Raw genomic sequence first — 11,294 nt, 5'->3', positions numbered from 1 at the left:
AGTTTTTTCTTTCTCCTCAAATTTTCTAGTATAATTCTTCTATTAAAAAGCATATTTATCTATTTAAATTTGTTAAGATAAAAAGAAAAGGGCAGGTGGGTATATGGCATTTTGGAATCCTTGGCGAGGCTGTCGTCGAGTCAGTGAAGGGTGTCGCTACTGCTTTATTCATGAAGGCGACCAAAAAAGAGCGGTTGATACCAGTAAAATCGAGAAGTCCGCGCAATTTGATGCACCGATCAAAAAAACGAAAAATGGGTACAAAATGAAGGGCGGTCAAAAGGTCTACGTATGTTTTTCCAGCGACTTCCTAATAGAAGAAGCGGACGCGTGGCGGGGAGAATGTTGGCAGATGATCAAAGAACGACCAGATTTGCAGTTTATTTTTTTGACAAAACGCATCGAGCGCTTTTTATCTGTTGTGCCGGAGGATTGGGGTGACGGGTATGAGAATGTCACGATCGGGGTTTCTGTGGAGAATCAAGCCCGTGCAGATCAGCGATTGGCGCTTTTACAAAAGCTTCCTATCAAACACAAGAATATTATTTGTCAGCCGTTGATTGAAGAGGTGACGATTCAGAAGTATCTAGACGATATAGAATTAGTGATGGCAGGCGGCGAATACCATCGCGAGGCGCGTCCGTTAGCGTATGAATGGGTATTGAAGCTGCGGGAAGAAGCGGTAATGCGGGGGGTTCCCTTCGAGTTTCGCCAATGCGGCACGCATTTTATAAAGGACGGGCGATCGTATCAACTGAATTATCGGCAATTATTTTCTCAAGCGAAAAAAGCAGAAATCAACTGGTATCCAGAGGAGAAGACGCCCACGAATCGTTAAAAGAAACTCAAAAAAAGCCGCCATTATTGGCAGCTTTGACTATAAAAGCGGATTACCGTGCCTTTTTGAAGGTGATCAACGTAGCGCCTTTGAGCTGTAACGAGGTAGACATGTAGGAGTAGGTGACAAGCTCCCAGCCTTCTTGTGCTCGTTGATTGATCAAGTTATCCAATTCGAAGAGGTCGTTGTCTTCAGCTTTGTCTGTTGTCCATTTGGTTTTAGTGTATAAAACTTCTGATTTGTATTCGTACATGATGCGCTCCTTTAGATTTATTTGTTTTTCCTCATTTTACTATAATCAAATGCTCATTTGCAATGAAACAAGCAGTGATTTTTATTACGGTTGTTCACTTTGAAGTCAGAAAAAGTTCTTGGAACCCTTCGCGGCGTCCCAAGAACTTTTTTTGCAGGTATTTAATCGTCAAACTCTTCCTCTAATTCCTTTGCTGCAAGAGCGACGCGTTTGTTGCCTTTGTGGAGTTCCACGATCGTCCAGAGAAGCAAGGCCAGAACAGCGGCGATCAAAACATACGCAATCGTATCCGCTGTGGCGATCTCCATGGTTGATGGGCTGTCGCCGAAGAAGCCTTCGACTTGGCTTGGCAGACCAATCAAATTCAAATAGGTCAATCCGATTACGGAAACCCAGCCAAGCAATTGAATGATTCGTTTGTTTTTGAAGCGTTCGCCCATTTCCGCCGTGCTATTGGTCATCATTAGCAGCGGCAGCATGGAGAATGGCAGGGCAAAGGCCAAGAAAACTTGTGAATTGTTCATGAGGTCATTCAGCGCTTCGTGTTCTTGCACGATCGTGTCACCTCGCGTGAGCATTACACAAATCAATACAGGGATCACCGAGATCAGCCGCGTTACTAAACGGCGGAGCCAAATCGGCATCCGCATGTGAACGAAGCCTTCCATAATAACTTGTCCGGTCAATGTTCCTGTGATCGTCGAATTTTGGCCTGAAGCCAGAAGTGCCACAGCGAACAACGTGGACAATGCACCTGTTTTCGCGACGCTCATCAAGATCCCGTTACTCATCGTCGCTGGATTTGACAAGGCTTCATACAATCCGAAGAAAGAAGGGTCTTTCACCGTTCCTGTTTTGAAGACAGCCACACCCATGATCAAGAGCAGCGCATTGACTAAAAAGGCCATCGACAGTTGAATATTTGAATCCCAAGTAGTGAAGCGCACGGCACTCGCCACTTCTTCTTCATCGTCATGGTTGACCTGGCGCGTTTGCGAAACGGCCGAGTGCAGGTATAGATTGTGAGGCATCACTGTCGCGCCGATGATTCCGAGAGCACCAGTCAACGGGGTTTGTCCGCCGATCGCCGGTTCATTGGCGAAGGTACCGCTAGTCGGAATGAATCCTTTGAAGACTTCTCCCCAGTTTGGATCGGAGAGTGCTACTTGATAAATAAAGACGAAGAGAATCACGAAGATCAAGCAGACGACGATGGCTTCGATTTTTCGGAAACCGACTTTTGTCAGCAGCAGCAATAAAAAGACATCGAATACGGTAATGAAGACCGCGATGACCAGTGGAATATCAAACAGCAAATACAACGCGATGGCTGCCCCGATGACTTCCGCGATGTCTGTTGCCATGATGGCTAATTCCGTCAAGATCCAAAGGACGATCCCCAAGGCTTTGCTTGTCCTCGCGCGGATGGCTTGTGCCAAGTCCATTTGAGTGACGATCCCTAATTTTGCGGCCATGTATTGCAGCAGCATGGCAACCAAGCTAGATAGCAAGATGACAGACATCAATAGGTATTGGAAATTTTGTCCCCCAGTAATAGAGGTCGACCAGTTTCCTGGGTCCATATAGCCGACAGCGACGAGTGCTCCCGGTCCGGAATAGGCGAGGAGGGTTCGCCAAAAGCTTTTTCCTTTTGGTACTTTGATCGTACCGTTGACTTCCTCTAGGGAAAGTCCGTTTGTATGTTCTAAAATGGGATGTTTATTCTTACTCAAGAAGCTCCCACCTTTCTATAAACTTTTCTACGTTGCAATCATACACCCAAAATCAGGAAATGAAAAGAAAAAAATTCGGTATACCTAAAATTTTTCGAGAGCATATTTCTTTGTCATGAATTCCTTTTATTTTACACTAAAAGGAAGAAAAAGAGGTGGAATGATGACAGCGTGGCATACACAGCTCGATGGGACTTGGGAGATCAAAGGAACGACATTTCCCATGTGGCTGTCTGAAAAGCGAAAACGTCCGCGGATTACCTATAAGCGGACAGAAAAAAACACAGTAGAATTACTGGATTTGGTGGAATATGAGGCAAAGGACAAAACGAAGCAGATCAAAGGGATCGACCGCTTGAAAGATGGGCGATTTGTCTGGCGCGGATTAGGACTGTTGAAGGTGTTGACGAGTCAATGGCAGGTCGTGACGATGAAGGGGGATGTTTTAGTGATTCGTTTTGAGAAGTCTTTGGTTACTCCCGCCGGTATTGATATTTTAGTGAAAAGCGGGGCAGAGGTTCCAAAATTACGTGAACGAGTGGAAAACTACCCTGAAAGCTTCGGCTTAAGTGACGAAGAAAAGGAAACACTTCAGTGGCTCTAAAATGTGCGTAGAAAGTAAAAACAGAAAATACTTTACAAACGCAAAGTAAAACGGCGAATTTCTTTTCATTAGGAAAGAAATTCGCCGTTTGGCTTTCTTTTTAGTTATTGACTGATCTCGATCACACGATCGGTCCAGTCTTGATAGAAGCCTTCTTCGTGGGAAACCACGATGACTGTACCAGCGAAATTCGCCAAGCTTTCACGCAAGCTGTCTTTTGTCGCTTGGTCGATGTGGTTTGTCGGTTCATCGAGAATCAAGAGGTTGCCTTTTTGCATGGTCATTTGACACAACTTGACTTTCGTTTGCTCGCCACCACTAAGTGTGCTGAGAGGTTCCTGTGCCAATTGGTTTGGCAGACCTGCTTTTGCTAAATGCTTCCGCAATTCTTTGACCGTTTCTTTCGGGAAATGATCGCTTAGGTATTGCAGCGGTGTTTGGTATGGGTTTTCCCATTGAAGATCTTGTTCAAAATAATTGACCTTTGTATTCGCTGGAAAATGGAATTCTCCGTCGAGTTTCGGGATCGCGCCAATCAGAGTTTTTAATAGCGTCGATTTCCCGATGCCGTTAAAGCCGCGAATCGCGACTTTTTCGCCGTAACGCAGGGTAACGTTGATCGGTGGCAGCAGCGGTCGTTGATAACCGATCTCTAAATCGGTCGTTTCAAGTGCCAATGTCGTTACGATCGGCGCATAAGGAAACTCGAAGTGTGCAATGGCATTTGAAGAAGGCGGCGTTAACCGTTCGACCTTGTCTAATTGCTTTTGCCGACTTTTCGCCATCGTTGAACGAGAACCCGCCTTGTATTTGCGGATGTAGGCTTCAGTTTTCTCGATTTGTTTCTTTTGTGACGCATATTGCTTCATATAAGTTTCTTGGAATTGTTCCTTTTGCTTTAATGCCTTCGTCAAGTTCCCTGTGTACTTGGTCAGCTTGCCAAATTCTATGTCCGCGATGTGGGTCGTGATTTGATTTAAAAAGTCGCGGTCATGGGAAATAACCACAAATGTGCCTTCAAATTCCTGTAAAAACTGACTCAACCACGCCACGTGTTCATCATCTAAATGGTTTGTCGGTTCATCCAAAATAAGAACGTCTGGTTTTTCCAGCAATAATTTTGCCAAGATCAGCTTCGACCGTTGCCCACCACTCAAATCTTCCAGCGGCGTGTCCATGCCTAAAACATCCAAGCCCAAGCCGCTGCTCATTTCAGCGATCAAGGTGTCGATCTGATAGAAATCGCCTTGGTCCAATTCGGTTTGAAGCTTGCCGGCTTTTTCCAGCAGCTTGTCCTCCATGGACTCTCCATACTCCATGTAAAGCTCACCGATTCTGGCTTCTTTGGCAAAGTCTGCCGCATACGCCGTTTTAAGAAAATCCTTGATCGACAGCGTCGGATCGACTTCCACATACTGATCCAAATAACCGACATGGATATTTTTTTGCCAAGCAATGGTGCCTTCATCCGGTAACTGTTCTCCGGTAATTATTTTGATCAAGGTACTTTTTCCCGCACCGTTTTGTCCGATCAGACCAAGATGTTCCCCTTTATTCAAATGTAATTCTAAATCCTCATACAGGATCTTGTCGCCAAATTGTTGGGCGATCCCTGTTAAATCTAAGATACTCATGTTTCTCCTACTTTCTTACTCAAATTCCCATCATCTAATAAAAGGAGCAGATAGTCAAGAAAAAAAGAGCCCATTTTCAGGACTCTACCACTTTTTAAAGCTGTGCGGAGAAGAGGTAAACAATGATGTCCGAAAGAACATCGATCATTTGTCCAAAAGTTCCCACTGCCCAACTGATCATACTGTTAAAGCATTCCATCAATAGATTTATCATTCAATCTCCCTCTTACTGAAACAAACTAGAAATCCAGCCAATTGGATAAAGGGACAGATGCAAGGTCACATGGGCCAACAAATAACTCACAGCGAAGAATGGAAATAACAATTTTTTCATAATTTTCAACCTCCGTAATTTTTTGGTTGCCTTAGTATAGCTTGGAAGAGGGGCAAAGAGACATGGATTCCCCTTATGGTAAACGAACAATTATGTAAGATGACGACACAAAAACGCCTCTGCTTTCGATTTACAAGCAGAGGCGTTTAACTATAGGCTTCATTCATTGAAAGATGCGCTCCTTAAGCAGATTTTTTTAAGTCATAGATCGCTTGTTCAATGGTGATTCCAGTTCCTTGTTGTCCAGTGAGGGTAGAGTAAACGATAAGGATGTTCTCTTTTAAATCAAATGTCACACGGTACGGTTTTTCTTGGTCAAAAAAAGTCATGTTTTTTCCTCCTTTCTTTTAATAACAAAGTTACAAATAAAAGTATAACACATTAGAAGATAATAATAAAACGATTTTGTATTCATAAAAAATTTTAATTATTTAAAATTTGACGTGTGGAATGCTTGGTATAATAAAAGAAAGAACTTTTTTTGGAGGAAACGATGAGAAAGAAAATTATAGAACAGTTTGTGGAGGCGATCAATCACCAACAGGTGCTGGACATTATTGCTCTGATGGCGGAGGATTTTCAATTCATTGACACGTATGGGAAACGGGGCGAACGTATCCCGAACTGACCTTACTGGTAGAGCTGAGTGAACTTTTCAACGTGTCATTGGATAGTTTATTGAGGGGAGATGTGAAAGTCGTAAAAAAGATTGATAAGGATGTTCGGCTAAAAAAAGTATATAGGACCATTCTCATTGGGATGATTCTTGCCTTATTCGGAGGAATGATCTTTTTGACACAGTATCAAAATCAAAATCAGTGGGTGGATCGGTTGAATCCGTTTATGAAGATGAACATCGGGTATGCGACACTTACAACTTCCGTAACTTATAATGGAGGAAAAAAATATCGAGAAGATGGAAAAGTGCCACAATTTCCCAATCCTTACAAGAACATTTGGGTTGCTGATGACCCTTTTGGTGAAGGAATTCTTCTAGATTTTCAAGGAGGGCAAGCGCCAGAGGGAAAAAATTATGCATTGGTCCAGCATAAGGGGACCTATGTGAAGAGAATCTCGTTTATTTCTTGGAAATCCATCCCAGGAGTGTATCGCGACATCATGAGTGAAGAATACTATGAAGTTCCATCAATGAAAGAGTAAAAGAGCGGCTAACAATCAAAGTGTTAGCCGCTCTTTTATAAGCTTTCGCCCCTGCCAAGGACATTTAGTATAGCATTAAATCGGCTGATTGTGAAAAATCATCTGCATCGCCCGGCGTAGAGCAAAGAACACAAGGCTGACGATCAGAATAGTAGAAAAGATATTGATCACGGTCGCAGGCATCGTGGCGATCGCCGCGAAGAAAGCGGGTTTTAACTGGGCACCAGCGATCAGCCCCATGACGGTCACTTTGATCACAGACATGATAAATTTTGCGATCCCTGCTGAGATACCGATAAGAATAATTTGATAGACATGGGTCGGTTTCTTTTTAAATAGAAGAAACACGACATAAGCGGCAGCACCTACGACAAAGCTCTCGATCAGAAAATAGGGTGCTTCGGTGGCAAAGCCGTTTAAAATATCAAAAATAAAAAAGCCGATCCCGCCTGCCAGCGAGCCTTGCCAGTACCCAATCAAGAGTACCCCCAACAGTACGACCGCATTTCCGAAATGGATAAAGGCGCCTGTGGGCAAAGGAATCTTGATCATGGTCCCTATAAAGGTCAATGCCGCAAATAATGCGATCAATACGAGGTTTTGAATGCGTTTGTCAGTCTTCATCAGTAAGCTCCAATCGTTTTTCTCCGTGGGTGTACGCGCCATGCCATACATGACCGACATACGGATTGATTTTTTCTCCCATAGCAATCGCCGCCTGAACGAAATCAATCGCCAGCTTGATGGCTTGTTCGATGGGATAGTTTTTCGCGATCGCAGCTGTGATCGCTGCCGCGAAGGTACATCCGGCGCCATGATTGTAAGGTGTATCGATGACGGGATGAGGATAGCGGTGGATCGTTTTTCCATCGAAATGAAGATCGACAGTTTCTTTTGTATCTAATCGAGCTCCGCCCTTGATCACCACGTTGGGCACACCAAGCAGGGCAATTTTTTTGGCAGCCTGCACCATCTGAGCTTCAGAGGTTAGTTCTCCCATTTCGGATAAGATGCCTGCTTCTCTCAAGTTCGGAGTAGTAATGAGGGCATGAGGCAGTAATGTTTCCTTTAAAGCTTGGACTTGATCGTTTTTTATAAAATCCTGCGTCCCTTTGCCGCCGATGACCGGATCAACGAGAAGCGGCCGATCTTTCGGGATCACCTCACTGACGAGGGCGATGATTTCTTTAGAAGGCAATAGTCCCGTTTTGATCGCATCGATCGGACCTGCGAAGACCGAGGCGATCTGCTCCTGAATCAGCACGAGCGGGAGGGCATGCAAATGATGGGCCCCGTTTGCTGGATCAAGGGTGACGATCGAAGTGATCGCTGCTAATCCAAAGGTGCCGAATTCTTCAAAGATTTTTAAATCTGCTTCGAGTCCGCCTCCGCCTGTGGCGTCGGACCCTGCAATTGTTGCAACTTTTTTCATAGAGAAACGCTCCATTTGTTTTTTTATAGCATATCTTTTTACGGATTCACTGAAAACAGCCAATTGGATTTGTTTTGACTCAGCCAATTGGCGACTGTACTTAGTAGAGTGTACCACTAGTCAGAAAAAATAGAAAAACATCTCCTTCAAAAAAAAACCTCGAGCACAGGGCTCAAGGTTTGTGTAGGTTATTTTGTTTTCATCCATTGGTCGCGGATCGTATCTGTCAATCGAATGATTCGTTTGCCGACTTCAGGGTATTGATTGGTGGCTAAATTCGCTAAGGACACCCGTACCGCCCATTCGCTGCTTCCGAAGGCGTTAGCTTTCAGCAGCATCAATTGTTCTTTTTCCGCTAAGGAAGTCAGAACTTTGGTCACGGTCCATTTGTTTTTCAAGTAATCCGCGAAGTCATTGCCGTAACGTTTACGAGACCAGTCTTCGTAGTTGATCTCACAGTAATAGGCCGTGTCTAGATCTTCTAGGGGTTCTTGCAACCCAAGAGTGCTGAAGAGTAGTTTTTCTCGTTGGCGGCAAATATCCATAACTTCCGCTTTGTAGGCTTTTCCTTCATCTAGCAAGCTGTATAGACTGAACATCACCATCATGACTTGCTGTGGTGCGGATAGTCCCGAAGCGTGGTTCAATGCGACGTCCCGACTATCGGCAACGATCCGATCAATAAAAGTGATCGTCGTTGGATCAGCGGTAAGGGAAGCATAACGTGCATTCAATTGGTCGATCTGTTTTTGCGGCAAGTTCGCGATCAATTCATCAAACAAATTGTGTTTGGCGACAGCGATGGTTCCGACGCGCCAGCCGGTCGCACCAAAATATTTTGAATACGAATAGATGCAGGCGGTGTTGTAAGGAATCTCAGAAAAGAGCGACGTGAAGACAGGAACAAATGTCCCATACACATCATCCGTCAAGATCATCAATTCTGGATTGTCTGTTGCAACGATGTCCTTCAATAGATCAATCGTTGGTTGCGCCAACGCATTCGCAGTCGGGTTGCTTGGGTTCACGACGAAGACGGCTTTGATGTCTGAATCCCGCAGCTTGTTGATTTCTTCGTCCGGGTATTGGTAGGTCATTTTGCCGTCGACCATTGTTTGTTTTGCTTGGACCTTGACGATCTCAAAGGCATACTTCGGTAATTCTGGAATTTCCAAGTAAGGCGCGAAAGTCGGCAGCATCAACGCGATTTTGTCTCCATGATTCAACAGGAAATTATTGAATAGGGTGTCAAAGATGTAGCAGATACCTGCGGTTCCGCCTTCGACTGCAAAAATATCGAAGGGGATCGCGCTGTCAGAAAACAGCTCCTGATTCAAATAGGCTTTGATGGGTCCTTCGCAGGCGGTCAAACACCGTACGGGGTTCGGATAATTATCGCCGATGATATGATCCAGCATCTCCGTCAACCATTCTTCCTTTGGCATGCCAAGGTAGTTGTTGTCAGAGAACCAAATCTTTTTCAAGAAGTCGGCGCCTTTTCCAGGATGAGCTTCCAGAAAATCAGCGAAACGCTGGCTGCGGCCCGCATCTGTTTGGATCATTCCAGCAGTTAATTCACCCGTGCCGTACAACGTTTCTTGTGTCGCAAATTGTCCAAGTAAAAAGAACGCTTCTCGAGGAGTAGGGGCTGTCCAGTTGGGATTCCCGCGTCCGGCATTCAGAAGATTGGTTACATGTTTATTTTCATGAATCTTTTGTTCCAAAAAGAGACTTAATTCAAAGGGGCTTAGTTCTTCTAAGGCTTGTTCAGTAAGTGTGGTCACAAATACGACTCCTTCTACGCTATAGTTTGACTCCATAGTAACGAGAATAATTTTTAATACAGCGTAAATACGCTTAGAGTTCATGAGAAAATTTCTGTTAAAACACAAAGAAATAAAAGGTGTTTTCTTTCATAAACTGCTGAGAAGTATGTGGCTGTAAGAAGGGGATCGCTTACAGAACTCTTAGAATGAGGTGTTTAAGGAATTCTTATAATAGAAGATATCAGACTTTCGACCCATGAAAATAATATAAAAATGAGGCATACTATATCCATAAGTTACCCATCCTATAAATGAATGGACTAAAACGATAGATAGTTGTAGTAAAGGAGGAATTTTAGATGGATCAATTGATAGCTATTGCGTTTATCGCGTTGCTGGTTTTCTTTGTGGTCAAGGTTGGATCAGTTTTATGGCGTATCGCCGGCGTGCTGTTTTTGCTATTTATTATTTATGTGTATAAAGATCAAATGATTGCGCAAGCGCAAAATTTTGTCGCGAATCCGAATTTCGGCGGGTTATGGCAAAGCGTGTCAGGTTTCTTCGGAGACTTATTCGATAAGGTCGCAGGCTTTGTCGGAACCGTGATCGAGTAGCAGCTAGAAGTTTTCCTTTTTGAGAGCTTCTTTTTTTACATATGGTTGAGAAAATGGGTGTAATGAACGGAATCAGGACAGCAACGACCATTTTTAAAGTACGATCAGGACACAGAGATAAAAAATCGGCAACAGACAGTCATTTCTCCTGTCTGTTGCCGATTTTTATTGTCGTGTGTTATTCGCCAGATACTTCTCGGTCCGCCGATAACTTGCCAAGACGTCTCTTGGGATATCCACGTGGGGAATAAAACCTGTTCCTTTTGGTCCGTAGCCCCGTTCATCGTCGTTCAGCCGCCGAATCTCTCCTAGGACAAGGGATAAAAAGTATTCCTTGTCCCACCAAGTGTCCATCGCCGAATTTAAAAAGTGAGGCGATGTATCCATCGCGATCAGTACAGGCTGCTCAAAAATGAGAGGCTGAATCGCGGACAAGGGCAGTCGCCATTCTTTTGCAAAGGTCACGTGGGTCCGCTTTTGGAGTAACGGGTCTTGAACGAGCCAAAAATTTTTCGGCGGGTCCTCTGGGAAGATCTCTTGAGAAAAACGGGCGTTTTCACCAGTGTTTGTTGATTGTTTTTCCAACAACATCGTGAGGGGACGTTTGCAGTAAAAGGAAAAAATTTCCTGCGTGATCTCCGCCTCTGAGAGCGTGTCCCATTCCTCACGAACAAGGGCAGGGTATTGCTTTTTACAATTCGCGATCAGCGGCCCCGTGCCGTGACCGACACCACCGACGAAAAGGACACGCTGAATCTCCGTTTCTTCTTCGCAAAAGCGGGCTGTAGAAACGATCAAATCAGGCAGGCTGTTCCCCGCGAGTATTAATGTATCCGAGTGAAAGGTTGGGTTCTTCGGACTCGTAGTAAGACAATCCACCAACACAGCTAAATCAAGCATCGTGTCCTCCTTAAACAGGTATCAA

13 protein-coding genes are annotated in these 11,294 nt (G+C 44.4%); 5 read left to right on the top strand and 8 right to left on the bottom strand.

Translation table 11 applies throughout. The features are described 5' to 3' along the window. Positions 1 to 103 precede the first annotated feature (103 nt). The gene (locus IGI66_RS16705) at positions 104 to 838 is read left to right on the top strand and encodes a DUF5131 family protein (RefSeq protein WP_438849662.1); all 735 of its coding nucleotides are present in this window, start codon (positions 104 to 106) and stop codon (positions 836 to 838) included. A 52-nt stretch (positions 839 to 890) separates the two neighbouring features. On the opposite strand, the gene IGI66_RS16700 is transcribed toward IGI66_RS16705, so the two are convergent. Next, positions 891 to 1,091, bottom strand: a complete 201-nt coding sequence (locus tag IGI66_RS16700) for a DUF4177 domain-containing protein (protein WP_438849661.1) — start codon at positions 1,089 to 1,091, stop codon at positions 891 to 893. Between the two features lie 161 nt (positions 1,092 to 1,252). Further along, entirely contained in the window at positions 1,253 to 2,824 is a 1,572-nt protein-coding gene (locus IGI66_RS16695; RefSeq protein WP_438849660.1) for an Nramp family divalent metal transporter, read from the bottom strand. 160 nt (positions 2,825 to 2,984) lie between these two features. On the opposite strand from IGI66_RS16695, the gene IGI66_RS16690 reads away from it, so the two are divergent. Next, the gene (locus tag IGI66_RS16690) at positions 2,985 to 3,428 is read left to right on the top strand and encodes a hypothetical protein (protein WP_288227268.1); all 444 of its coding nucleotides are present in this window, start codon (positions 2,985 to 2,987) and stop codon (positions 3,426 to 3,428) included. A gap of 104 nt (positions 3,429 to 3,532) precedes the next feature. Here IGI66_RS16690 and IGI66_RS16685 read toward each other — a convergent pair whose 3' ends face one another. Together IGI66_RS16685 and IGI66_RS16680 are read right to left on the bottom strand one after the other, a co-directional pair. Beyond that, on the bottom strand, positions 3,533 to 5,062 hold the full coding sequence (locus IGI66_RS16685; RefSeq protein WP_010778614.1) for an ABC-F family ATP-binding cassette domain-containing protein: 1,530 nt from the start codon (positions 5,060 to 5,062) through the stop codon (positions 3,533 to 3,535). A gap of 516 nt (positions 5,063 to 5,578) precedes the next feature. After that, positions 5,579 to 5,725 (bottom strand): hypothetical protein, encoded by a 147-nt coding sequence (locus IGI66_RS16680; protein ID WP_438849659.1) that lies wholly within the window; start codon positions 5,723 to 5,725, stop codon positions 5,579 to 5,581. Positions 5,726 to 5,889: 164 nt separating this feature from the next. Here IGI66_RS16680 and IGI66_RS16675 point away from each other — a divergent pair, with 164 nt between their 5' ends. Further along, the gene (locus tag IGI66_RS16675) at positions 5,890 to 6,024 is read left to right on the top strand and encodes a hypothetical protein (RefSeq protein ID WP_438849658.1); all 135 of its coding nucleotides are present in this window, start codon (positions 5,890 to 5,892) and stop codon (positions 6,022 to 6,024) included. Positions 6,025 to 6,086: 62 nt separating this feature from the next. Next, positions 6,087 to 6,557 carry a helix-turn-helix domain-containing protein gene (locus IGI66_RS16670; protein ID WP_438849657.1) on the top strand — a complete coding sequence of 157 codons (471 nt, stop codon included), beginning with the start codon at positions 6,087 to 6,089 and terminating at the stop codon, positions 6,555 to 6,557. A 75-nt stretch (positions 6,558 to 6,632) separates the two neighbouring features. Here IGI66_RS16670 and IGI66_RS16665 read toward each other — a convergent pair whose 3' ends face one another. The 3 genes from IGI66_RS16665 to aspD all read right to left on the bottom strand — a co-directional run bounded on the left by IGI66_RS16665 (position 6,633) and on the right by aspD (position 9,773). Then, a complete protein-coding gene (locus IGI66_RS16665; protein WP_438849656.1) occupies positions 6,633 to 7,181 on the bottom strand; it encodes an ECF transporter S component in 549 nt (182 codons plus the stop codon). Then, the gene (gene thiD, locus IGI66_RS16660) at positions 7,171 to 7,989 is read right to left on the bottom strand and encodes a bifunctional hydroxymethylpyrimidine kinase/phosphomethylpyrimidine kinase (RefSeq protein ID WP_438849655.1); all 819 of its coding nucleotides are present in this window, start codon (positions 7,987 to 7,989) and stop codon (positions 7,171 to 7,173) included. The genes IGI66_RS16665 and thiD overlap by 11 nt, the downstream gene beginning before the upstream one ends. A gap of 188 nt (positions 7,990 to 8,177) precedes the next feature. Then, positions 8,178 to 9,773, bottom strand: a complete 1,596-nt coding sequence (gene aspD / locus IGI66_RS16655; protein ID WP_438849654.1) for an aspartate 4-decarboxylase — start codon at positions 9,771 to 9,773, stop codon at positions 8,178 to 8,180. Between the two features lie 341 nt (positions 9,774 to 10,114). Here aspD and IGI66_RS16650 point away from each other — a divergent pair, with 341 nt between their 5' ends. Further along, complete coding sequence (locus IGI66_RS16650; protein WP_010778606.1) at positions 10,115 to 10,369, top strand: hypothetical protein; 255 nt, start codon at positions 10,115 to 10,117, stop codon at positions 10,367 to 10,369. Positions 10,370 to 10,534: 165 nt separating this feature from the next. Here the strand turns inward: IGI66_RS16650 and IGI66_RS16645 are convergent, their stop codons facing one another. Next, positions 10,535 to 11,269 carry a YdcF family protein gene (locus IGI66_RS16645; protein WP_438849652.1) on the bottom strand — a complete coding sequence of 245 codons (735 nt, stop codon included), beginning with the start codon at positions 11,267 to 11,269 and terminating at the stop codon, positions 10,535 to 10,537. Between the last annotated feature and the right edge of the window lie 25 nt (positions 11,270 to 11,294).

The organism is Enterococcus sp. AZ048 (assembly GCF_051715125.1).
Classification (GTDB): domain Bacteria; phylum Bacillota; class Bacilli; order Lactobacillales; family Enterococcaceae; genus Enterococcus_A; species Enterococcus_A gilvus.
Note: the sequence above shows the minus strand (reverse complement) of the source record. Positions and strands in the feature narration are given on the sequence as shown.